Here is a 21,570-nt window from a genome sequence, read left to right as displayed (position 1 = left end):
TTTTTTTGTTGTCTTTTTCTTGGCTGTTTTTTTAGCTGCCGTTTGTTTTTTAGCCGGTTTAGATACGTCTACAAAGACCTTTTTAGCTGGTTTCTCAGGTTTTGACTGAGCTTTTTCCACATCTAAAAGGTGAACAACTTTTTGAATCATACCTCTTACTTCAGGTGTATCTTCCCTGTATACAGTTGTTGCTGTTTTCTTAAAGCCTAAACCTTGTACATTAGCTATCTGCTTTTGTGTACAACCAATTGTACTTTTCTTAAGTGTGATTTTTATTAATTTAGCCATAATTATTCTGATTCCTTACCACCAAGTTGGCGTGCTTGGTTAATTTCTTCTTCAGTTCTTAACATCTCCAAAGCAGCTATGGTCGCTTTAACCGCATTATGCGGATTGGAAGAGCCCAAGCACTTTGACAATACATTCTGAATCCCGGCAGCCTCAACAACCGCGCGAACAACACCCGAAGCAATAACACCTTTACCTTCACTTGCAGGTTTTAACAAAACAGAACCAGCACCATATCTTCCTAAAACATCGTGAGCAATGGTGTGCCCATGAATGTTAACTTTCTTAATTGATTTTTTGGCTTGTTCTTGTGCCTTTCTAATTGCTTCAGGAACCTCATTGGCTTTACCTAAACCAACGCCAACATGTCCATTACGGTCTCCTACAACAACGATAGCTGCGAAGCTAAATCGACGGCCGCCTTTAACCACTTTGGCACAACGGTTAACTTTAATAACATTCTCAACCAAACCCAATTCATTTACATCAATATTTTCAGACACTGTAACTCCTTAAAATTTCAATCCATGCTCTCTAGCTGCAGTTGCTAAAGCTTCTACTCTACCGTGAAATGGGTACCCACCTCTATCAAAACAAACCTGCTCAACCTTATTGGCTTTTGCTTTTTCTGCAATCAATTGTCCAACTGATTTAGCAGCATCAACGGTAAGTGAATTAAACTTGCCCTTCAACTCTTTTGACATCGTTGATGCAGAAGCCAAAGTTTCATTGCTTGTATCATCAATAATTTGTGCATAAATATGCTTATTACTTCTAAAAACAGACAACCTTGGTCTAGACGATACTTTTCTAAGTTTATAACGTGTTCTTGCGCTTCTTGAATGATTTTTTTTCATAACCCATGATCCTCTTATTTTGCTCCAGCTTTACCAGCTTTTCTGATGATTCTTTCATCAGCATATTTTACACCTTTACCCTTGTAAGGCTCAGGCTCTCTGAAGCTCCTAATATCAGCAGCTACTTGGCCAACCAACTGTTTATCAACACCTTCAACGGTAACCTTAGTTTGTTTCTCAACACTAATTGTAATTCCCATTGGTATTGGGTAATTAATTGGATGAGAATGCCCTAAAGTCATTTCCAGAGTCTGACCGTTAACAGAAGCACGATAACCTACACCAACGATTTCAAGCTCCTTTTGAAAACCTTTGCTACAACCCTCTATCATATTTGAAATTAAGCTTCTGGTTAATCCATGCTTTGATCCGTCAACATGCCCCTCATCTAAGGCGCAAACAACTTGATTATCTTCAACTTTTACAGACACTCCATCAAAAGCTTCTATTGATGCCTTTCCTTTTGGACCCTCAACAGCAACTGTTTTGCCAGAAACGGTAACAACAGTACCTTGTAGAATTTCTATTGGTTTTTTCCCTATACGTGACATATCTTACTTTCTCCTACCTGCCTTAATTCTCATTAAGACACTTCACAAATAACTTCACCGCCAATGCCTTTTGAAATAGCCTCTTTATCAGACATAACACCATTTGACGTCGTTAATATTCTTAAGGTAATAATATCACTACCTTTTTTTAAATCTTCAGAAGAAAAATAGACTCGTCGACCAGGTTTACTGATTCTATCAATTTTTCTAATCACGCCGCGCCCGGTTCTTTCATATCTAAGTTCAACATCCAATGCTTCAAAAGCGCTATCATTGCTGCTGTTCCATCGACTAATAAAACCTTCCTTTTTAAGTACATCCAACACTTGCTTTTTTAGTTTAGATGCAGGCACTGAAACACTCTTATGTTTTGCATTTTGAGCGTTACGAATTCTTGTAATTAAATCTGCTATAGGGTCTGTAATCATTTTTATTCTCCGAATTACTTTCTAAAAGGCATGCCCAACTGGGTTAACAATTCTTTACCTTCTTTTGCATTTTGCGATGAACTTACAAAAGAAATATTCATACCAAATGTTGATTGTACATTTTCTAGTTTAATCTCAGGAAAGATAGAGTAATCTTTAATCCCAAGCGTATAATTACCACTTTTATCAAAACCTTTATTGGAAACGCCTCTAAAGTCTCTTACCCTAGGCAAAGCAATAGAACACAATCTATCCAAAAACTCATACATTCTATCTTTTCTTAATGTCACCTTACAACCAATGGGCATACCTTCCCTTAACTTAAAGTTAGAGATCGCTTTTTTAGCTTTGGTTACAATAGGTTTTTGTCCAGTAAAAACAGCAACCTCTTTAACAACATTTTCAACCAACTTTGGTTCAGATACAGCTCTTCCCAAACCTACATTGATCACTATTTTTTCTAATTTTGGAATTTGCATGGCACTTTTATAGGCAAATGTTTTTTGCATATTGGGTGCAACTTCTTTTTTATATTTTTCGTACAATCTTGTTGACATGGTTTTTTCTCTCTAGTTTACTTTTTGCTCACTGCTTTTTTGCTAACCTTCTTGGCAGCTTTCTTTTTTGTTGTTTTTTTCTTAGGAGTTTTTTCTTCTTTCACTCCAGATACCAAGCTCAAGTTTGACAAATGGATAGGAGATTCTTGGTCAAAGATTCCTCCTTGATTACCTCTTTCATCGCCCTTTTGATGCTTTTTGACCATATTTACTTTTTCAACAACTGCACGGTCAGTTTTAGCATTAATACTCAATACTTTACCAACCTTGCCTTTTCCAGCTGAATCTTTACCAGCGATTACTCTTACCGTATCACCGACTTTAATTTTTTTATTTGCTCTATTTACGCGGGACATTACAATACCTCCGGAGCTAAAGATATAATTTTCATAAAACTTTTTGCTCTCAGCTCACGAGCAACAGGGCCAAAAATACGTGTACCAATAGGCTCTTTTTCATTGTTGATTAAAACCGCAGAGTTATCATCAAAACGAATATACGAGCCATCTTTACGCACATATTCTTTTCTTGTTCTCACGATTACAGCTTTTTTCACTTCACCTTTTTTTACTTTTGCACTAGGGATAGCCTCTTTTATAGAAACTACAATGATATCCCCAACACTAGCGTACTTTCTTTTTGAACCACCCAAAACCTTGATGCACATCACTTTTTTTGCACCAGAGTTATCAGCAACAGCTAAAACACTTTCAGTTTGAATCATGATTGCACCTCACTGACAGCTGCATCCTGATTTTCTTCTATGATAGCTGCCTCTTTTAATACTTCAACAACCTTCCAGTTCTTGGTTTTGCTCAATGGTCGTGTTTCACGAATCTTTACCAAATCGCCCATTTTTGCAATTTGCTTTTCATCATGCGCAGGAAACTTTAAACGACGAACATAATACTTTCCATACCTTGGATGCTTGACATGTGACTTAGTCAAAACCACAACTGTTTTGTCCATTTTATCGCTGACAACAATACCTTGTTGTTCTTTTCTTTGTGTACGTTCCATAGTGTTTATTCCTAATTCTCTGTTATCTCAACACGTTTTTTTTGTTTTAAAACGGTTAAAGCTCTAGCAATACTTTTTTTTGTAGATCTAATATCTTTTGCATTAACTTCTTGGCCACTGTTATTTTTAAATTTCAACCAAAAAGATTCTTCACGTAAACTGCTGATTTTTGAGTTAAGCTCATCCTCTGATAAAGCTTGAAAAGCCTGAACTTCATCTTTATTTTTCTTTGCCGCACTCATATCTGTCCTCTTTCTACAAACTTAGTCTTAAATGGCAGCTTATGTGAAGCTAAGCGTAATGCTTCTTTTGCCATTTCTTTGTTCACACCTTGCAACTCATACAAAACTCGACCTGGTTTGATAACGGCAACCCAGTGTGACAACGGGCCTTTACCCTTACCCATTCTTGTTTCAAGTGGCTTTTTGGTAATAGGTTTATCAGGAAAAACTCTAATCCAAACTTTACCACCACGATCAATATGACGGGTCATTGCAATCCGCGCTGCTTCAATCTGACGTGAAGTCATGTATCCACACTCAACAGCTTTCAAACCAAAATCTCCAAAGGAGATTTTAGACCCACGATGAGCTTTCCCCTTCATTCTTCCCGTTTGTTGCTTTCTAAACTTAACTTTTGCTGGTTGTAACATAATACTTATCCTTTATTACGCAGCATTAACCGCTTCTTCGCCTTTACCATCACGTTTTGGTTTTTCATTCACAATAACACCTTTATTGACCCAAACTTTTACACCAATTTTACCATAGGTTGTATTTGCCTCTATAAAACCATAGTCAATATCAGCCTTAAGTGTATGCAATGGAACTGCGCCTTCCATATACCACTCTGCTCTAGCAATCTCAGCACCACCGAGTCGTCCGGCCATACGCACCTTAATACCTTTAGCTCCCAACTTCATTGCCGACTGTACAGCACGTTTCATTACACGCCTAAAAGCAACCCGTCTTTCCAACTGCATAGCAATATTTTCAGCAACCAACTGTGCATCCAACTCTGCTTTACGTACTTCTTTAATATTCACAGCAACTTCTTTGTCAGTCATTTTTTGCAACTGTTGTCGCAAACTGTCAATGCCGGCGCCTCTCTTACCAATAACTACACCAGGTCTAGCTGTATAAATATCTACAATGCACTTCCCTGCTGCTCTTGCAATATCAATATGCGAAACACCTGCATGATAAAGCTTCTTTTTAACAATATCTTTAATCTTAAGATCTTCATGCAAAAAAGTTGCATAATCTTTTTCTGAGTACCATCTGCAGCGCCATGGCTTCATGATACCCATTCTTAAACCTAAAGGATTTACTTTTTGACCCATACGATATCTCCTACTTTTCCTTTAACACCAATGATATATGGCTTGTTCTTTTATTAATTGGCGTTGCTCTACCTTGTGCTCTAGGTGTAAACGCTTGAATAACTGGACCTGGATCAACCCAAATTTGCTCAACATACAAATTATCCACATCTACTTGCCCTTGGGCATTAACGTTGGCAACCGCACTTTTTAGCAGCTTTTCAATCATTCCTGCACCTTTTTTAGGCATGAATTTAAGCATGGTCATAGCATCATTGGCCATTTTTCCTTTAATCATATTGGCCACCAATCTTGCTTTGCGCGGCGGCACTCTTAAAAATTTTGCTCTAACTTGCATGATCTATACCCTCATTATTTTCCGGCTTTTCTATCGCCAGCATGCATTGTAAACGTTCTCGTCAATGCAAACTCACCCAATTTATGACCAACCATATTTTCTGTTATATAGATTGGAAGAAACTTACGACCATTATGAATAGCAAAGGTTAAGCCAACAAACTCTGGTAATACAGTCGATCGTCGTGACCATGTTTTAATCACTTTTTTACCACCTGCATTACGCGAATCATCTGCTTTTTTCAGCAGGTACCCATCAACAAAAGGTCCTTTTTTGGTACTACGTGCCATTATTTTTTCTTCCTTTCAATAATAAATCGATCAGTTTTCTTATTATTACGTGTTTTATATCCTTTTGTTGGAACACCCCAAGGTGTAACTGGATGGCGACCACCCGTAGTTCTACCTTCACCACCTCCATGAGGATGGTCTACTGGGTTCATCGCTGCACCTCTAACTCTTGGGTTCTTACCCAACCAGCGAGAACGACCGGCTTTACCAATCGTCAAGTTTTCATGCTCAATATTAGACACCTGTCCAATGGTTGCATAACACTCTTTACGAACTCTTCTAATCTCACCTGATGGCATACGAACTTGAGTGTAGCCTTCTTCACGACCAATGATTTGAGCTGAAGTTCCAGCTGAACGAACCATTTGCGCACCACGACCTTTTTTAAGCTCTAGGTTATGCACAAGCGTACCCACAGGAATGTTTTGCAACTCTAAAGCATTTCCTGGCTTAATTTCCGCTTCTTTACCACACTTTAAGCTGGCACCAACTTCTACACCGTGAGGAGCAACAATATATCTATATTCACCATCTAAATAGGACACCAAAGCAATTCGTGCTGAACGATTCGGATCATACTCAATCGTTTTAACACGACACTCAATACCCTCTTTATCACGACGCAAAAAATCTATTTTTCTATACTTCTTTTTGTGTCCGCCACCAATCCAACGACTGGTAACACGACCTCTATTATTTCTTCCACCGGATCTCTTTTGCGGAGCCAATAAACTTTTCTTTGGCTTACTAGATGTCACATCAGAAAAATCTGATGTAGACATATAACGTCTACTTGGAGTAATCGGTTTATACTTAATTACTGGCATTTCTAAACTCCTTCAAACAACTCAATCTTCTCACCTGGTGCTAACTTCACGATAGCCTTTTTCCAGTTGGCTTTTTTAAATTCAACTCTACGTCTTCCAATAATTGGTTTTTTTCGCTTCGATGGAACAACCATAGTTTGAACAGAGTCAACCTTAACACTAAAGGCTTTTTCTACTGCATACTTAATGCTCAATTTATCAGCACCTGGGTACACTTCAAAAACGACTTGATTTGCAGTCTCTTTTTGCATGGTTGTCTTTTCTGTTTGTATCGGTCTTTTTAAGACTTTATCTAACCTTACATTCATGCCTTTGCTCCTTCATTAAGATATGCAACCGCATCTTCAGAAATAACCAAAGTTTTGTACTTCAATAAATCAAATACATTCAAACTTCTTACATCTAAGTAGCGAGCAGTTGGAATATTACGTACTGACAAAGACAATGCTTCATTTGATTTATCAACAAAAACAACACTATCAAGCTGTGCAGACTTCATCCATGCGGACACTTTCTTAGTGGATGGCTTTTCTTCAGAAAAACGCGCACAAACAAAAACTTGTTCGTTACTTAACTTGTCAGTCAACACACTGTTCAGCGCAGCTTTTTTAAGCTTTTTTGAAATTTTCTGAGCATAAGATCTAGGTTTAGGGCCAAAAACAGTACCACCACCAGCAAAAATCGGTGATGTATTACTACCATGCCTTGCATTACCGGTACCTTTTTGACGATATGGCTTTCTACCACCACCAGCGACTTCACCTCTGGTCTTAACCTTAGCTGTCCCAGACCTACGCCCAGCCAAAATACTCAATACATTTTGATGTACAGCGGCTTCTTTCACTTCAACAGCAAAAATGTCTTTCGGCAGAGCAACTGCAGAACTGGACTTTTTGGCTGACCAATCAATTTTTTTTGCTTCTACGGCCATAACTACTCCCTATAACTCTTTATCGCCACATCAACACCGGCTGACAAATCCAACTTCATCAACGAGTCAATGGTTTGTTGTGTAGGCTCAAGAATATCCATCATTCTTTTATGGGTTCTGATTTCAAAATGCTCACGCGATTTTTTATCTGTATGCGGAGATCTCAAAACACAATAACGATTGATCTTTGTTGGCAAAGGGATAGGACCAGCAACTCTAGCTCCTGTTCTTCTGGCAGTTTCTACAATTTCTTGTGTAGACTGATCCAACAATTGATAATCATAAGCTTTTAATCGAATTCTAATTTTTTCTTCTGCAATAGCCATATCATCCTCTACTTTGACTTAGATTTCTCAACAATTTCAGCACTTATCTTTGCTGGCAACGGAGCATAGTGATCAAACTCCATTGAAGAGCTCCCTCTACCTTGCGTATTAGACCGTAAGTCCGTTGTATAACCAAACATCTCTGACAGAGGCACCTCTGCATCAATAACTTGCGTTCCTGAACGCGGGGTCATACCCAAAATTTTAGCTCTTCTAGAGTTGAGGTCACCAATGACGTTAGACATATAGTCTTCAGGAACCACAACTTCAGTTTTCATAATAGGCTCTAATAATATTGGAGAAGCTTTTGAACACCCCTCTTTAAAACCCATAGATCCAGCAATTTTAAATGCCATCTCTGATGAATCCACTTCGTGAAAAGAACCATCTACCAAGTTAACCTTAATGTCAACCACTGGATAACCAGCAACAACACCAGAATCTAAAGCCTCTTTAACACCTTCTTCAATAGGTTTAAAGAACTCTTTTGGAACCGCTCCACCTTTAATGGTTGTTTCAAAGGAAAAACCACCGCCAGCTTCATTTGGCTCCATTTCAAAAACAACATGGCCATACTGACCTTTACCACCAGACTGGCGAATAAACTTACCCTCGGCTTTAATTGCTTTGGTGATTGTTTCCCGATATGCAACCTGAGGTTTACCAATATTGGCTTCAACCTTAAACTCACGTAACAAACGATCAACAATAATTTCTAAGTGTAACTCACCCATACCCGCAAGCAATGTTTGAGCTGTCTCTTCATCTGTTTTAATACGTAAAGATGGATCTTCCTGAGCCAATTTATGCAAAGCTTCGCCCATTTTCTCTTGGTCAGACTTTGTTTTAGGCTCAACAGCAATTTGAATAACGGGTTCTGGGAAATTGATAGACTCCAACTTTACAGGGTTGGTGGGCACACAAAATGTATCTCCGGTAGACGCTGTTTTTAGACCCACAGCCGCAATGATATCTCCAGCTGAGGCTTCTGTAAGCTCTTCACGTTTATTGGCATGCATCTGAAGAATACGCCCCAAACGCTCTTTTTTATCTTTGGTTGAGTTTAAAATAGCATCGCCACTGGCAATCTTACCAGAATAAATTCTCAAGAAAGTCAAATGCCCAACAAAAGGATCTGACATAATTTTAAAAGCTAAAGCTGAGAATGGCTCAGACTCATCCGCTTTTCTGACAATCTCTTTCTCTTCATCTTTAACGTCCACCCCTCTAATCGCAGGAACATCTAAAGGAGAAGGCAACAAAGCAACAATTGCGTCAAGAAGCTGTTGAACACCTTTATTTTTAAAAGCAGAACCACATAGTACAGGGGTAAGCTCCATGGTGTTAGCACCTTTACGCAAAGCACTCCAAACGTCATCTTCAGAAAGCTCTTCTCCGCCTAAATACTTTTCCATTAAATTTTCATCAACTTCAGAAACAGCTTCTAAGAGCTTCTCTCTCCAGCTATCTGCATCAGCTTTGTATTCAGCAGGAATTTCTATTTCATCAAATTTTGCACCCAATGACTCATTGTTAAACTGATATGCTTTCATTTTAACCAAGTCAATTACGCCCATATGACCTTCTTCACGGCCCAGAGGGATCTGCACAGGCACTGGATTAGCCTGCAACCTTGAAACCATTTGCTCAACGCACATAAAAAAGTCTGCCCCTGTGCGGTCCATTTTATTAACAAAGGCTATTCTAGGAACCTTGTATTTATCTGCTTGACGCCACACAGTCTCTGACTGAGGCTCTACACCGGCGACACCATCAAAAACACCGACAGCACCATCCAAAACCCGCAAAGAACGCTCTACTTCAACAGTAAAATCAACGTGACCAGGCGTATCAATAATATTAATTTTATGATCTTTCCAAGAACAAGTTGTAGCAGCTGACGTAATTGTAATACCTCGCTCTTGCTCCTGCTCCATCCAGTCCATCGTGGCATTACCTTCATGCACTTCACCTATTTTATGTGAACGACCGGTGTAATACAATACACGCTCTGTAGTTGTTGTTTTACCGGCATCAATATGCGCAATAATTCCAATATTTCTTACTTTTTTTAAATCCATTGTCTTGTCCTACCATCGATAATGTGCAAACGCTTTATTTGCTTCTGCCATTTTATGTACTTCTTCACGTTTCTTAACTGCCGCACCACGTTGTGCATGCGCATCCATTAATTCATTGGCCAATTTCTCTGCCATTGATTTACCAGAACGATCACGACTGGATTTCAACAACCAACGAATACCTAAAGCTTCAGCTCTATTAGGCCTTACTTCCATTGGCACCTGATAGTTTGCACCACCAACACGTCTACTTTTAGTCTCTACAACAGGTTTTACATTGTCCAATGCTTTTCTTAACACTTTAATAGGGTCATCTTTCATTTTTTCTGCCACCATATCTAAGGCAGTGTAAACTATTTTTTGACTCAAAGACTTCTTACCATCCAACATACAAGAACTGATCAATCTAGCAATAAGACGATCACCAAACCTGGGATCTGGAACACGAACTCTAACTTTAGCTTCTCTTCTTCTAGACATAACCCTTAACTCCTCTTGGTACCGTACTTAGAGCGGCCTCTTTTTCTGTTTTGTACACCCGCAGTATCCAATGAACCTCTAACAATGTGGTAACGAACACCAGGTAAATCCTTTACACGACCACCACGCACCAACACAACAGAGTGTTCTTGCAAATTATGGCCTTCTCCTGGGATATATGCAGTAACATCATAGCCGTTGGTCAATCTTACCCTAGCCACTTTTCTTAAAGCCGAGTTAGGCTTTTTAGGGGTTACTGTATACACTCTTGTACATACCCCTCTTTTTTGTGGGCATTTGGCTAATGCTGGAGCCGTATTTTTTTGGCTCTGTTTTTCTCTCGCTTTTCTAACTAATTGGTTTATCGTTGGCATAATTTTCCTTTTCTAAAGAATGCGTACCTAAGGAATTGCGGGCCAAAAGTCAAGAACTTTTAATTAAGGCCCTAATTTTTAAGATTTTTAAGCACCCGTTTCTGTTGTTACATTCTCTATGTAGTTGTTTTCATTAGCTGGACTCTCCAATGTAGGGTCCACCATTGATTTAATTTCTTTTCCTACAACCTCAAGGCCTAAATTTCTATAATGAGCAGTTCCCGTTCCAGCTGGAATGATTCTACCCATCACAATATTTTCTTTTAAGCCTCTTAAGTGATCAATTTTTCCGTTGATCGCTGCTTCAGTAAACACTTTTGTGGTTTCCTGGAATGATGCGGCTGATATAAAGGACTCCGTTGACAAAGAAGCTTTCGTAATACCTAACAACAAAGCTTCTGCTTTAGCTGGCTTTTTCTTCTCTGCCAAGGCTTTATCATTCTCTTCATAAAAAGCAGCTTTATCCACTTGTTCACCAGACAAGAAGCTGGTTTCACCTGGATCCACAACCTTAACTTTACGCAACATTTGGCGAACAATGGTTTCAATATGCTTATCGTTAATTTTTACACCTTGCAAACGATAAACCTCTTGCACTTCATCCACCATGTACTTGGACAATTCTTTTTCACCAAGAACACTTAAGATATCATGCGGATCTGCCGAGCCATCCATCAAGGCCTCACCGGCAACCACTCTGTCTCCTTCAATAACAGAGATGTGCTTACCTTTAGGAATCAAGTATTCACGCGCATCTCCAACTTCTGGAGTTACAATTACTTTACGCTTACCTTTGGTATCTTTACCAAAAGATACGGCGCCATCAATTTCAGAAATAACAGCAACCTCTTTTGGCTTTCTTGCTTCAAAAAGCTCTGCAACTCTTGGCAAACCACCCGTAATATCTTTTGTTTTACTGCTCTCGCGGGTAATTTTAGCAACAACGTCACCAGGTTTAAGTTCATCACCATTATCAACAGCCAAGTTAGCACCTACCGGCAGCACATACTGAATATCGCCACCTGTAACTTTAGATTTTATGGTTTCACCTTTTTTATCAGTTAAGATAATAGAAGGTCTTAAACCCGCTTCTTTAGCTTCAATAATGACTTTACGTGAAAGACCCGTAACCGCATCCATTTGGTCAGAAACGGTATTCCCTTCAATCATATCATTAAATTGAACAATACCACCGACCTCAGTAATAATTGGAATGGTGTAAGGATCCCATTCAGCAATCATTGCATTGGCCTTGACTTTTTTACCATCATCAAAAAAGACTTCGGAACCGTAAGGAATTTTATATTTTTCTCGCTCACGCCCCTTGTCATCAACAATAGCAAGCTCTGCATTTCTATTTAAAACTGTTAAACGGCCAGCTCTGTTCTTTACTGTATTAAGGTTGATAAATTTAATTGTACCTGCATTGCGACTTTCTAAAGTTGACTGCTCAGCTCTACGAGTCGCGGTACCCCCAACGTGGAAGGTTCTCATCGTTAACTGAGTTCCTGGCTCACCAATAGACTGAGCAGCAATAACACCAACGGTTTCACCAATGCTCACCATTCTACCACGAGACAAGTCACGCCCGTAACATAAAGTACAAATACCTCTGCGAGTTTGACAAGTAAGAACGGATCTAATTTTCACCTTTTCAATAACTGAGTTATTGACCTTCTCAACAATTTTCTCATCAATTTCAACATTAGCTGGGATCACAACTTCGCCTGAATAAGGATCAACAACATCTTCCAATGCAACCCTTCCTAAGATACGATCTCCAAGAGGCTCAATTATTTCTCCACCCTCAATCAAAGCTACAGCTTCAACACCATCTAGCGTACTACAATCATACTCAGTGATTACAGCATCTTGTGCAACATCCACCAATCGTCTAGTTAAATAACCTGAGTTTGCAGTTTTCAAGGCAGTATCTGCCAAACCTTTACGAGCACCGTGTGTAGAGATAAAGTACTGCTGCACCGTTAAACCTTCTTTAAAGTTAGCTGTAATAGGTGTCTCAATAATCTCGCCAGATGGTTTAGCCATAAGACCACGCATACCTGCCAACTGCCTTAACTGCTGAGCACTGCCTCTGGCACCGGAATCAGCCATCATAAAAATTGGGTTAAAGCTTGGTGCTTCTTCAGAGTCTTTACCATCTGCACTCTTAACGATATCAGTACTAAGCTCACCTAACATTTCGCCAGCGATCTGCTCGGACACTTGAGCCCACTCATCGATAACTTTATTGTAACGTTCACCATCAGTAATTAAACCTTCGGTGTATTGTTTCTGAATCTCTTGAACGGAATTTTGAGCCTTATCAAGCAGCTCATATTTTTTACTTGGGATTTGCATGTCGTCCATACAAATTGAAACACCCGCTTGTGTAGAGTGCTTATAACCTAAGTTTTTCAACTGATCGGCCAACAAAATAGTATCTTTTTGACCACATAGACGAAACGCTTGGTCAACCAAGTCTGCCAATGCCTTTTTATCCATCACTTTATTGATCATAGAAAATGGCAAACCTTTAGGCAAAGCTTCTAAAAGAAGGACTCGCCCAACGGTTGTTTGAACTTTTTCTCCACGAATTCTAACATGAATTTTTGCATGCAATTCTATTGCACCAGAATCATAAGCTATTCGTACTTCTTCTTCGCTGGAGAAATGTTTACCTTCACCTACACAGAATGGTCTTTCTTTAGTTAAATAATATAAGCCCAAAACAATATCCTGAGAAGGAACAATAACTGGCTTACCATTAGCTGGAGATAAAATATTATTGGTTGACATCATTAAGACACGCGCTTCTACCTGAGCCTCAATAGACAAGGGCACATGAACCGCCATTTGGTCACCATCAAAGTCAGCGTTAAACGCAGAGCAAACCAATGGGTGTAAACGAATGGCCTTACCTTCAATCAAAACTGGCTCAAAAGCTTGAATCCCTAAACGGTGCAATGTTGGTGCACGGTTTAACATCACCGGATGCTCTCTTACCACTTCATCTAATGCATCCCAGACTTCATCGGTTTGGTCTTCCACCATTTTTTTAGCCGCTTTAACTGTAGGAACAAACCCTCTCTCATCTAGTTTTTGAAAAATAAATGGCTTAAACAACTCCAAAGCCATAAGCTTTGGCAAACCACACTGATGCAATTTCAACTCAGGACCAACCACAATCACTGAACGTCCTGAATAATCAACACGTTTACCTAAAAGGTTCTGTCTAAAACGACCTTGCTTCCCTTTAATAATGTCAGATAAAGATTTTAAAGGCCTTTTATTGGTACCTGTAATGGTTTTACCTCTTCTACCGTTATCAAACAGAGCATCTACAGCTTCCTGTAACATTCTTTTTTCATTTCTAATAATGATACCAGGCGCATTTAGCTCTAACAAACGCTTCAAACGATTGTTTCTGTTAATCACACGACGGTACAAGTCATTTAAGTCTGCTGTAGCAAAACGGCCACCTTCCAAGGCTACCAAAGGTCTTAAGTCAGGAGGTAGCACTGGAATTGTATCCAACACCATCCACTCTGGTTTATTGCCAGACTCTCTAAATGCTTCTACAACCTTTAGACGTTTGGCAAGTTTTTTCTTCTTGGCTTCTGATTTGGTTGCAGAAATTTCTTCTCTGACCGTTACGGCTAAATCTTCCAGATCAAGATCACTCAACAACACCTTAATTGCTTCAGCACCCATTCCAACTTCAAAACCTGTATCACCAAAATCCTCAAGTGCCTTATGATATTCATCTTCACTGAGGACCTGACCTTTTTCTAAACTTGAAGCACCTGGCTCCAGAACAATATGCGCTTCAAAATAAATAACTTTTTCAAGGTTTTTTAAGGTTAAATCTAAAAGGTTACCAATACGGCTGGGCAAAGATTTTAAAAACCAAATATGCGCAACAGGCGAACCTAAAGTGATGTGCCCCATACGCTCACGTCTAACCTTTGACTCAATAACTTCAACGCCACATTTTTCACAGACAATTCCGCGATGCTTCATTCTTTTATATTTACCGCAGTTACACTCATAGTCTTTAACTGGGCCAAAAATTTTAGCACAAAACAAACCATCTCTTTCTGGCTTAAATGTTCTATAATTGATGGTTTCTGGTTTTTTTATTTCACCGTAAGACCACTCTAATATTTTTTCAGGAGACGCCAAGCCAACCTGAATAGCTTCAAAAAATAGTGGATCTTTAGGTTTTTCAAAGAATGAAAATAAGTTTTGCATTATTGTTTTCCTCTAGTTTTAATATTCAAACTAAAAATTAAGCCGCAGCCTCTTGATCTGAAGACTCTTTACCTTGGTCATCTGAACCTTCTTCAGTAGAAGACTCAGGTGACTCAATCAACCTTACATCCAAGGATAAAGCTTTTAACTCTTTTAAAAGCACGTTGAATGACTCTGGCAAACCACACTCAAGATGATTCTCACCTTTGACGATAGCTTCATACGTTCTTGTTCGACCGGCAATATCATCAGATTTTACAGTCAAAAATTCTTGCAGAGCATAAGCAGCACCATAGGCTTCCAGAGCCCACACTTCCATCTCCCCAAGTCTTTGACCACCAAACTGAGCTTTACCGCCCAAAGGCTGTTGTGTGACAAGAGAGTATGGACCAATAGAACGAGCATGCAACTTATCATCAACCAAGTGGTGTAACTTAAGGACATACATGATTCCTACTGTCACCATACGGTCAAAAGCATCACCGGTTCTACCATCAAACAATTTACTTTGGCCCGAAGAATGGACATCGGAAAGTTTGAGCAACTCTTTGATATGCTCATCATTGGCACCATCAAATACTGGCGTTGCCAAATGCACATGCTCTTCTGCGATTCTTCTGGCATAGGCCAAAACATCACTTTTCTTAGCTTTATCTATCAGGTCATGATCTTCTGATCGATGGTACACTTTCTTAAGAAATGTTCTGATTTTTTCGCTGTCTACTTTCTCTTCAATCATCTGGTCAATTTTACGCCCAAGCATGCGTCCAGCCCAACCCAGATGCGTTTCCATGATCTGACCAACGTTCATACGAGAAGGAACACCCAATGGATTTAAAACAACATCTACCGGTGTACCGTCTTCCAAGTAAGGCATATCTTCAACAGGCATAATTCTAGACACAACACCTTTATTTCCGTGGCGTCCAGCCATTTTATCACCCACAGAAATACGTCTTTTAATGGCAACGAATACACGCACCATCTTGATTACGCCCGGCAACAAATCGTCACCGCTTTTGATTCTTAATATTTTTTCATCAAAAGCATGCTTAATACCATCAGTTTGTTCAGCCAATTGATCAAAGATCTGCAAAACTTGTTTTTCAGCATCTTCATTACTGACTAAAGCAATATCTTTCCATTTATGCCTTGGAACCTCATCTAAAGCTTCTTGCGTAATCTTTGTGCCTTTTTTAATCAGAACTTTAGACTTATTGTCTTTTAGATCCGCCGCCACTTTTTCACCACTTAAGACATTGGCGATTTTTGCATAAGAAGACTCACGAATAATCTTAATCTGATCTTCTTGATCCTGTAAGAGTTTGCTTACTTGCATGTCTTCAATTTCTTTCGCTCTGGCATCTTTTTCAACACCTTCTCGAGAAAAAATTTGCACATCAATAACTGTTCCTTTAGCTCCTGGTGGCATTCTAAGCGATGTATCTTTAACATCACCCGCTTTATCGCCAAAAATTGCCCTTAACAGTTTTTCTTCTGGAGAAAGCTGTGTTTCTCCTTTTGGTGTCACTTTACCCACCAAAATATCACCAGAAGAAACTTCTGCACCAATACGAACAACACCTGAGTCATCTAGATCTCTCAATGCATCCTCACCAACATTAGGAATATCTCGAGTAACTTCTTCCTTACCTAACTTGGTGTCCCTAGCAAACAATTCAAAAGTCTCAATATGTACTGATGTATAAACATCTTCAGTCACGAGTCTTTCTGATAGCAGGATAGAATCTTCGAAGTTATAACCTTGCCAAGGCATAAACGCCACAATAACGTTTTTCCCAAGCGCAAGCTCACCTTTTGATGTTGATGGACCATCCGCAATCACTTGACCACGTAAAACCTCATCACCTTTTCTAACGATAGGTTTTTGGTTAACACAGGTCGCCTGATTGGAGCGCTGGTACTTCACCAAGTTATAAATATCAACCTCTGGACCAGAAACCTTAGAACCTGCTTTAGAACGAATCACAATTCTTCCAGCATCAACAGATTCAACAACACCGTCATTGACTGCAACCAGAGCTGCACCTGAGTCACGCGCAACAATACTTTCCATACCTGTACCCACAATTGGTGCACTAGCTGAAAGCAATGGAACGGCTTGCCGTTGCATGTTTGACCCCATCAAAGCACGGTTAGCATCATCATTCTCTAAAAACGGAATCAGCGACGCTGCAACGGAAACAAGTTGGTTTGGAGAAACGTCCATCAATGTCACTTCAGCTGGATCAACAGAAATTGTTTCACCGGCTTGCCTACACTGAACTAAATCACCTGTAAACTTTCCTTTGGCATTAATGGGCGCATTGGCCTGAGCGATAATATGCTTTTCCTCTTCCAAAGCCGAATAAAAGTTCACTTCATCTGTGACAACACCGTTAACAACTTTTCTGTATGGTGTTTCAATAAAGCCATAGTCATTAACTCTTGCAAAAGTTGATAAAGAGGTAATCAAACCAATATTGGGTCCCTCAGGTGTTTCAATAGGACAAATACGTCCATAGTGCGTGGTATGAACATCACGAACCTCAAAACCGGCTCTCTCTCTGGTTAAACCACCTGGTCCTAAAGCCGACAATCTTCTTTTGTGCGTTGTTGAAGACAAAGGGTTGGTTTGATCCATAAACTGTGACAACTGACTTGAACTAAAAAACTCTTTTACAACTGCAGACACGGGTTTAGAATTAATCAACTCATGTGGCATCAGCGTCTCAACATCTTGCAAACTCATGCGCTCTTTTATAGCTCTTTCCATACGGACAAGACCTATGCGGTACTGAATTTCAACCAACTCACCTACCGTACGCACACGCCTGTTACCTAGATGATCAATATCATCAGTTACGCCCAAACCATCTTTTAAGCCAGAAAGGTACTTTACTGAATGAAGAATATCTTCTTTTTGTAAAGTTCTGGTTTCCAATTCAGTATCAAAGCCAAACTTATGGTTAATTTTTAAACGGCCAACATGTGACAAGTCATAACGATCGGGGTTAAAAAATAAACTTTCAAAATAAGCTGTTGCCGTTTCAAGTGTAGGTGGCTCGCCAGGACGCAATCTTGAATATATTTCCAAGATGGATTCATCTTGCGTAGACATTTTATCCGCCATCAAGGTATTTCTTAGTGCAGCATTGACATTAACACCATCAATATAAAGCAAATCAAACGATTCAATACCAGCTGTTTTAATGTCATCAAAAATTTCTGCAGTCAACTCCTGATTCACACCCAGAATAACCTCACCGGTGTCTTTATTGACAACATCTTTGGCAGCAAAACGACCAATAATATCTTCAGCATTAATCTTTATTGCATCAATATTAGAGCGCTCTAACCTTTTTAATGAAAACTTTGTAAACTTCTTGCCCGCTTTAACCAAGACCTCACCTGATTTGGGGTCTTTAACATCAAAGCTTGCCATTTGCCCTGGCAGTAGATCAAGCACAACGCTCTTAAAAATATCCTTACCTTTAAAACTGACGGTTTCAGACTTGTAAAAGAAGTTTAATAAATCCTCTTCAGAATAACCTAATGCTCTTAACAAAATAGTTGCCGGCATTTTTCTACGACGGTCTATCCTTACATACAACACATCTCTGTGATCATACTCAAAGTCTAACCAAGAACCACGATAAGGAAGCATTCTGGCTGAATACAACACATTACTTCTTGATACTGCCGTAGCACTAGCCGATTCAAAGAAAACACCTGGAGAGCGGTGCAATTGACTTACAACAACACGTTCAGTACCATTATTGATAAAGGTACCGTCGCCGGTCATCAGAGGAATCTCACCAAAATATACTTCCTGCTCTTTAACATCTCGAATCGCTCCAGGAGGCGCTCCTTCAGATGTATCCCACACAACCAAACGAACAACAACTCGCACCGGGCATGCGTAAGTCATACCTCTTTGCAAGCATTCATCTACATCATATTTTGGTTCTTCTAACTTATAAGAAACAAACTCAAGGGAAGCTGTTTCATTAAAATCTTTAATTGGAAAGACCGACTTAAAAACAGCCTGTAAACCAATATCCTCTCTCTGGTCTTCAGGAACTCCTATTTGCAAAAACCTCTCATATGATCTTTTTTGAATATCAATAAGGTTTGGTACATCGATAACCTTATTAATTTTTGAAAAATTTTTACGGGGTCGATGTAAGTGGTTTACAAATGAGGCCATCCAAAAACTCCTAAAATATATATTTTTATTCAACGTCTACACAAAATCAACACTGTGAGCTTTATGCAGCAAAGCTTGGCTCTTACCAAACTTTATTTTCAAGACAAAGGCACAAACTAAAATACCTTTATCATAGACCGACTAAATTTTTTCGTAACTCAACAACTGAGTTAACAAAAAACAACTTAATCTTATAAATAAGAAACGTAAATGAACTAAATTCATTTACGCCTCCAAAAAATTGCTCGCAAACCTAAACAAACAAACTGAAAGCTTAGGTTTGACTAAGCGCTATTAAGAAAGCTCTACAGTTGCGCCTTCTTGCTCAAGATCAGCTTTCATTTTTTCAGCTTCTTCCTTAGCAACATTTTCTTTAATTGCTTTTGGAGCGCCATCAACTAAATCTTTTGCTTCTTTCAAACCAAGACCCGTAATTGATCTTACAACTTTAATCACTTGGATTTTCTTATCGCCAGCAGCTTTTAACATTACGTTAAACTCTGTTTTTTCAGCCGCAGCGGCTTCACCACCAGCAGCTGGAGCTGCACCACCTGCAACTGCAACAGGCGCTGCAGACACACCGAATTCTTCTTCAAATATGTCTACCAACTCTTTAAGTTCTAAAACAGACATTGCCTTTACGTTTTCAACAAACTGTTCTTTTGTCATTTTTTCAGCCATTTTTTCTCTCCCAATATATTAAAAGACTACTCGCCCTTACTTTCTTTTTCTCTTCGGACAGCGTCAAGGACATAAACAAACTTCCGAAGAATACCTGATAAACCGTAAACCATACCGGCATAGGGTGACTGAAGTGATCCAGCCAATTTTCCCAACAACACTTCCCTACTAGGAATGTTGGCCAATGCATCTACATTTTTTGCATCCAACAATTTTCCATCCAAGACTCCCGCTTTAATAGAAAATGTTTCTTGCTCTTTTGCAAAATCAGAAATGATTTTTGCTAAAACAACTGGGTCACTTTCCGTAAAAGCAACTGCCGTCTGCCCTGAAAATTCACTCTTCAAAGGTTCAAGGTCAGTCCCTTCTATAGCTCGTGACGCAATTGTATTTTTTAAAACTTTAAACTCTACATTTTCAGAGCGTAGCTTTGCTCTAAATGCAGTGATATCTTCAACACTGATTCCAGTGCACAGAGACAAAACTGCTGCTTTTGATTTAGAAAACTTTTCTTTATACAAAGCAACTTGCTCTTGTTTTTTTATTCTATTTTGACTCGGCATACTTAATACTCCACTTATACCAGTTAAAAATTACTGAAACTGCCCTGGGTCAAGCGTTACAGAAGGACTCATTGTCCCGGAAACACTGATGTTTTTAATGTAAATACCTTTTGCTGAAGAAGGCTTAGCCTTAACAATAGACTCCATAAGCGCTGATAAGTTCTGTGTCAACTTTTCAGCATCAAAAGACATACGCCCGACCACTGTGTGAATATTACCTGTCTTATCAACACGGAAGTCAACTTTACCGGCTTTGATATCTTTAACCGCTTTTTCAACTTCAAAAGTCACTGTTCCAGTTTTTGGATTGGGCATCAAACCTCTTGGACCCAAAGCAGAACCCAATTTACCAACAGCGGCCATCATGTCAGGTGTTGCAATGAGCTTATCAAAATCAAACCAACCCTTAGCAATCTTATCTAAAACATCCTGGTCACCGACTACGTCTGCACCTGCAGCTTTAGCTTGCTCAGCTTTATCTGCCTTAGCAATCACCACAACTTTGACATCTTTTCCTGTACCGTGAGGCAACTTCACTGAAGCTCTAACCATTTGGTCTGCCTGCTTTGGATCAACACCCAAACGCACACACAAGTCAATGGTCTCATCAAATTTTGGCCCAGAAAAACTTTTTAGAGTTTCAAAGGCTTCTTGAGCCGCATATTTTTTATCAGCAGCAACTTTCTCACTATTTGCTGCATACCTTTTTCCTGTCATTGTCGCCATTGTATTTATCTCCTAGCCAATCACGTCTATACCCATACTACGGGCTGTTCCTGCTACAATTTTCTTTGCTGCATCTAAGCCTGCAGCATTAAGGTCTGGCATTTTGGTTTTTGCAATTTCTTCAACTTGCGCATCCGTCACCTTACCCACTTTATTCTTATGTGGCTCTCCAGAACCTTTAGCAATTCCAGCAGCCTTTTTTAATAAGTTAGAAGCCGGAGGTGTCTTTGTAATATACGAAAAAGTTCTATCCTGATAAACTGTTATAACAACAGGCACCACCGCATCACCCATTTTTTGAGTATCTGCATTGAATGCTTTACAGAAATCCATGATATTTACCCCATGCTGACCCAATGCCGGACCCACAGGAGGAGCTGGATTAGCCTTTCCAGCTGGAATCTGCAATTTGATAAATGCTTGCACTTTTTTATCTGCCATCTTATA

The 21,570-nt window shown here is 39.4% G+C and carries 26 protein-coding genes and 1 pseudogene; all 27 read right to left on the bottom strand.

Annotation, left to right across the window (positions count from 1 at the left end):
* Nucleotides 1-111 precede the first annotated feature (111 nt).
* The 27 genes and pseudogenes from rpmD to rplK all read right to left on the bottom strand — a co-directional run bounded on the left by rpmD (nucleotide 112) and on the right by rplK (nucleotide 21,564).
* Nucleotides 112-288, bottom strand: a pseudogene (gene rpmD / locus MRY82_08485) (50S ribosomal protein L30).
* Nucleotides 289-290: 2 nt separating this feature from the next.
* Nucleotides 291-791: a 30S ribosomal protein S5 gene (gene rpsE / locus MRY82_08480; GenBank protein ID MCI5072956.1), complete on the bottom strand. Its 501-nt coding sequence runs from the start codon at nucleotides 789-791 to the stop codon at nucleotides 291-293.
* Nucleotides 792-800: 9 nt separating this feature from the next.
* Nucleotides 801-1,145 carry a 50S ribosomal protein L18 gene (gene rplR, locus MRY82_08475; protein ID MCI5072955.1) on the bottom strand — a complete coding sequence of 115 codons (345 nt, stop codon included), beginning with the start codon at nucleotides 1,143-1,145 and terminating at the stop codon, nucleotides 801-803.
* 14 nt (nucleotides 1,146-1,159) lie between these two features.
* On the bottom strand, nucleotides 1,160-1,696 hold the full coding sequence (gene rplF / locus MRY82_08470) for a 50S ribosomal protein L6 (protein ID MCI5072954.1): 537 nt from the start codon (nucleotides 1,694-1,696) through the stop codon (nucleotides 1,160-1,162).
* A gap of 32 nt (nucleotides 1,697-1,728) precedes the next feature.
* On the bottom strand, nucleotides 1,729-2,124 hold the full coding sequence (gene rpsH / locus MRY82_08465; protein MCI5072953.1) for a 30S ribosomal protein S8: 396 nt from the start codon (nucleotides 2,122-2,124) through the stop codon (nucleotides 1,729-1,731).
* 14 nt (nucleotides 2,125-2,138) lie between these two features.
* On the bottom strand, nucleotides 2,139-2,681 hold the full coding sequence (gene rplE, locus MRY82_08460) for a 50S ribosomal protein L5 (GenBank protein ID MCI5072952.1): 543 nt from the start codon (nucleotides 2,679-2,681) through the stop codon (nucleotides 2,139-2,141).
* A 17-nt stretch (nucleotides 2,682-2,698) separates the two neighbouring features.
* Nucleotides 2,699-3,037 (bottom strand): 50S ribosomal protein L24, encoded by a 339-nt coding sequence (gene rplX / locus MRY82_08455; protein ID MCI5072951.1) that lies wholly within the window; start codon nucleotides 3,035-3,037, stop codon nucleotides 2,699-2,701.
* Nucleotides 3,037-3,405, bottom strand: a complete 369-nt coding sequence (gene rplN / locus MRY82_08450; protein MCI5072950.1) for a 50S ribosomal protein L14 — start codon at nucleotides 3,403-3,405, stop codon at nucleotides 3,037-3,039. Before rplN ends, rplX begins: the two co-directional genes overlap by 1 nt.
* Complete coding sequence (gene rpsQ / locus MRY82_08445; GenBank protein MCI5072949.1) at nucleotides 3,402-3,701, bottom strand: 30S ribosomal protein S17; 300 nt, start codon at nucleotides 3,699-3,701, stop codon at nucleotides 3,402-3,404. The genes rplN and rpsQ overlap by 4 nt, the downstream gene beginning before the upstream one ends.
* 11 nt (nucleotides 3,702-3,712) lie before the next feature.
* Complete coding sequence (gene rpmC / locus MRY82_08440) at nucleotides 3,713-3,943, bottom strand: 50S ribosomal protein L29 (GenBank protein ID MCI5072948.1); 231 nt, start codon at nucleotides 3,941-3,943, stop codon at nucleotides 3,713-3,715.
* Nucleotides 3,940-4,353: a 50S ribosomal protein L16 gene (gene rplP / locus MRY82_08435; protein ID MCI5072947.1), complete on the bottom strand. Its 414-nt coding sequence runs from the start codon at nucleotides 4,351-4,353 to the stop codon at nucleotides 3,940-3,942. The genes rpmC and rplP overlap by 4 nt, the downstream gene beginning before the upstream one ends.
* Nucleotides 4,354-4,368: 15 nt before the next feature.
* Nucleotides 4,369-5,043 carry a 30S ribosomal protein S3 gene (rpsC, locus tag MRY82_08430; GenBank protein MCI5072946.1) on the bottom strand — a complete coding sequence of 225 codons (675 nt, stop codon included), beginning with the start codon at nucleotides 5,041-5,043 and terminating at the stop codon, nucleotides 4,369-4,371.
* A 10-nt stretch (nucleotides 5,044-5,053) separates the two neighbouring features.
* Nucleotides 5,054-5,380: a 50S ribosomal protein L22 gene (gene rplV, locus MRY82_08425; GenBank protein ID MCI5072945.1), complete on the bottom strand. Its 327-nt coding sequence runs from the start codon at nucleotides 5,378-5,380 to the stop codon at nucleotides 5,054-5,056.
* Nucleotides 5,381-5,394: 14 nt separating this feature from the next.
* Nucleotides 5,395-5,670 carry a 30S ribosomal protein S19 gene (rpsS, locus tag MRY82_08420; GenBank protein MCI5072944.1) on the bottom strand — a complete coding sequence of 92 codons (276 nt, stop codon included), beginning with the start codon at nucleotides 5,668-5,670 and terminating at the stop codon, nucleotides 5,395-5,397.
* On the bottom strand, nucleotides 5,670-6,497 hold the full coding sequence (gene rplB, locus MRY82_08415) for a 50S ribosomal protein L2 (protein MCI5072943.1): 828 nt from the start codon (nucleotides 6,495-6,497) through the stop codon (nucleotides 5,670-5,672). The genes rpsS and rplB overlap by 1 nt, the downstream gene beginning before the upstream one ends.
* Nucleotides 6,498-6,499: 2 nt before the next feature.
* Nucleotides 6,500-6,805, bottom strand: a complete 306-nt coding sequence (gene rplW / locus MRY82_08410) for a 50S ribosomal protein L23 (protein MCI5072942.1) — start codon at nucleotides 6,803-6,805, stop codon at nucleotides 6,500-6,502.
* On the bottom strand, nucleotides 6,802-7,428 hold the full coding sequence (gene rplD, locus MRY82_08405) for a 50S ribosomal protein L4 (GenBank protein MCI5072941.1): 627 nt from the start codon (nucleotides 7,426-7,428) through the stop codon (nucleotides 6,802-6,804). Before rplD ends, rplW begins: the two co-directional genes overlap by 4 nt.
* 2 nt (nucleotides 7,429-7,430) lie before the next feature.
* Entirely contained in the window at nucleotides 7,431-7,748 is a 318-nt protein-coding gene (gene rpsJ, locus MRY82_08400) for a 30S ribosomal protein S10 (GenBank protein MCI5072940.1), read from the bottom strand.
* A gap of 14 nt (nucleotides 7,749-7,762) precedes the next feature.
* Nucleotides 7,763-9,835: an elongation factor G gene (fusA, locus tag MRY82_08395; protein MCI5072939.1), complete on the bottom strand. Its 2,073-nt coding sequence runs from the start codon at nucleotides 9,833-9,835 to the stop codon at nucleotides 7,763-7,765.
* Between the two features lie 9 nt (nucleotides 9,836-9,844).
* Nucleotides 9,845-10,315 (bottom strand): 30S ribosomal protein S7, encoded by a 471-nt coding sequence (gene rpsG, locus MRY82_08390; GenBank protein ID MCI5072938.1) that lies wholly within the window; start codon nucleotides 10,313-10,315, stop codon nucleotides 9,845-9,847.
* A 5-nt stretch (nucleotides 10,316-10,320) separates the two neighbouring features.
* Complete coding sequence (gene rpsL, locus MRY82_08385) at nucleotides 10,321-10,689, bottom strand: 30S ribosomal protein S12 (GenBank protein ID MCI5072937.1); 369 nt, start codon at nucleotides 10,687-10,689, stop codon at nucleotides 10,321-10,323.
* A gap of 87 nt (nucleotides 10,690-10,776) precedes the next feature.
* Nucleotides 10,777-14,943 (bottom strand): DNA-directed RNA polymerase subunit beta', encoded by a 4,167-nt coding sequence (gene rpoC, locus MRY82_08380; GenBank protein ID MCI5072936.1) that lies wholly within the window; start codon nucleotides 14,941-14,943, stop codon nucleotides 10,777-10,779.
* Between the two features lie 37 nt (nucleotides 14,944-14,980).
* Entirely contained in the window at nucleotides 14,981-19,153 is a 4,173-nt protein-coding gene (gene rpoB, locus MRY82_08375) for a DNA-directed RNA polymerase subunit beta (GenBank protein ID MCI5072935.1), read from the bottom strand.
* A 294-nt stretch (nucleotides 19,154-19,447) separates the two neighbouring features.
* Nucleotides 19,448-19,822, bottom strand: coding sequence for a 50S ribosomal protein L7/L12 (gene rplL, locus MRY82_08370; GenBank protein MCI5072934.1), 375 nt, complete (start codon nucleotides 19,820-19,822; stop codon nucleotides 19,448-19,450).
* 38 nt (nucleotides 19,823-19,860) lie between these two features.
* Nucleotides 19,861-20,397 (bottom strand): 50S ribosomal protein L10, encoded by a 537-nt coding sequence (gene rplJ, locus MRY82_08365; GenBank protein MCI5072933.1) that lies wholly within the window; start codon nucleotides 20,395-20,397, stop codon nucleotides 19,861-19,863.
* Between the two features lie 30 nt (nucleotides 20,398-20,427).
* Nucleotides 20,428-21,114: a 50S ribosomal protein L1 gene (gene rplA / locus MRY82_08360; protein ID MCI5072932.1), complete on the bottom strand. Its 687-nt coding sequence runs from the start codon at nucleotides 21,112-21,114 to the stop codon at nucleotides 20,428-20,430.
* Between the two features lie 21 nt (nucleotides 21,115-21,135).
* Nucleotides 21,136-21,564 (bottom strand): 50S ribosomal protein L11, encoded by a 429-nt coding sequence (rplK, locus tag MRY82_08355; protein MCI5072931.1) that lies wholly within the window; start codon nucleotides 21,562-21,564, stop codon nucleotides 21,136-21,138.
* Nucleotides 21,565-21,570: the final 6 nt, after the last annotated feature.

This window comes from bacterium (genome assembly GCA_022763185.1).
In the GTDB taxonomy this organism is placed as follows: domain Bacteria; phylum Bdellovibrionota_G; class JALEGL01; order JALEGL01; family JALEGL01; genus JALEGL01.
The sequence above is the reverse complement of the archived record's forward strand: the minus strand, read 5'-3'. Positions and strand labels throughout refer to the sequence as shown.

What these genes read in the sequence shown, in the direction of transcription:
- rplR (MCI5072955.1), bottom strand. Translation starts at nt 1,145, where the DNA reads ATGAAAAAAAATCATTCAAGAAGCGCAAGAACACGTTATAAACTTAGA.
- rplF (MCI5072954.1), bottom strand. Translation starts at nt 1,696, where the DNA reads ATGTCACGTATAGGGAAAAAACCAATAGAAATTCTACAAGGTACTGTT.
- rpsH (MCI5072953.1), bottom strand. Translation starts at nt 2,124, where the DNA reads ATGATTACAGACCCTATAGCAGATTTAATTACAAGAATTCGTAACGCT.
- rplE (MCI5072952.1), bottom strand. Translation starts at nt 2,681, where the DNA reads ATGTCAACAAGATTGTACGAAAAATATAAAAAAGAAGTTGCACCCAAT.
- rplX (MCI5072951.1), bottom strand. Translation starts at nt 3,037, where the DNA reads ATGTCCCGCGTAAATAGAGCAAATAAAAAAATTAAAGTCGGTGATACG.
- rplN (MCI5072950.1), bottom strand. Translation starts at nt 3,405, where the DNA reads ATGATTCAAACTGAAAGTGTTTTAGCTGTTGCTGATAACTCTGGTGCA.
- rpsQ (MCI5072949.1), bottom strand. Translation starts at nt 3,701, where the DNA reads ATGGAACGTACACAAAGAAAAGAACAACAAGGTATTGTTGTCAGCGAT.
- rpmC (MCI5072948.1), bottom strand. Translation starts at nt 3,943, where the DNA reads ATGAGTGCGGCAAAGAAAAATAAAGATGAAGTTCAGGCTTTTCAAGCT.
- rplP (MCI5072947.1), bottom strand. Translation starts at nt 4,353, where the DNA reads ATGTTACAACCAGCAAAAGTTAAGTTTAGAAAGCAACAAACGGGAAGA.
- rpsC (MCI5072946.1), bottom strand. Translation starts at nt 5,043, where the DNA reads ATGGGTCAAAAAGTAAATCCTTTAGGTTTAAGAATGGGTATCATGAAG.
- rplV (MCI5072945.1), bottom strand. Translation starts at nt 5,380, where the DNA reads ATGCAAGTTAGAGCAAAATTTTTAAGAGTGCCGCCGCGCAAAGCAAGA.
- rpsS (MCI5072944.1), bottom strand. Translation starts at nt 5,670, where the DNA reads ATGGCACGTAGTACCAAAAAAGGACCTTTTGTTGATGGGTACCTGCTG.
- rplB (MCI5072943.1), bottom strand. Translation starts at nt 6,497, where the DNA reads ATGCCAGTAATTAAGTATAAACCGATTACTCCAAGTAGACGTTATATG.
- rplW (MCI5072942.1), bottom strand. Translation starts at nt 6,805, where the DNA reads ATGAATGTAAGGTTAGATAAAGTCTTAAAAAGACCGATACAAACAGAA.
- rplD (MCI5072941.1), bottom strand. Translation starts at nt 7,428, where the DNA reads ATGGCCGTAGAAGCAAAAAAAATTGATTGGTCAGCCAAAAAGTCCAGT.
- fusA (MCI5072939.1), bottom strand. Translation starts at nt 9,835, where the DNA reads ATGGATTTAAAAAAAGTAAGAAATATTGGAATTATTGCGCATATTGAT.
- rpsG (MCI5072938.1), bottom strand. Translation starts at nt 10,315, where the DNA reads ATGTCTAGAAGAAGAGAAGCTAAAGTTAGAGTTCGTGTTCCAGATCCC.
- rpsL (MCI5072937.1), bottom strand. Translation starts at nt 10,689, where the DNA reads ATGCCAACGATAAACCAATTAGTTAGAAAAGCGAGAGAAAAACAGAGC.
- rpoC (MCI5072936.1), bottom strand. Translation starts at nt 14,943, where the DNA reads ATGCAAAACTTATTTTCATTCTTTGAAAAACCTAAAGATCCACTATTT.
- rpoB (MCI5072935.1), bottom strand. Translation starts at nt 19,153, where the DNA reads ATGGCCTCATTTGTAAACCACTTACATCGACCCCGTAAAAATTTTTCA.
- rplL (MCI5072934.1), bottom strand. Translation starts at nt 19,822, where the DNA reads ATGACAAAAGAACAGTTTGTTGAAAACGTAAAGGCAATGTCTGTTTTA.
- rplJ (MCI5072933.1), bottom strand. Translation starts at nt 20,397, where the DNA reads ATGCCGAGTCAAAATAGAATAAAAAAACAAGAGCAAGTTGCTTTGTAT.
- rplA (MCI5072932.1), bottom strand. Translation starts at nt 21,114, where the DNA reads ATGACAGGAAAAAGGTATGCAGCAAATAGTGAGAAAGTTGCTGCTGAT.
- rplK (MCI5072931.1), bottom strand. Translation starts at nt 21,564, where the DNA reads ATGGCAGATAAAAAAGTGCAAGCATTTATCAAATTGCAGATTCCAGCT.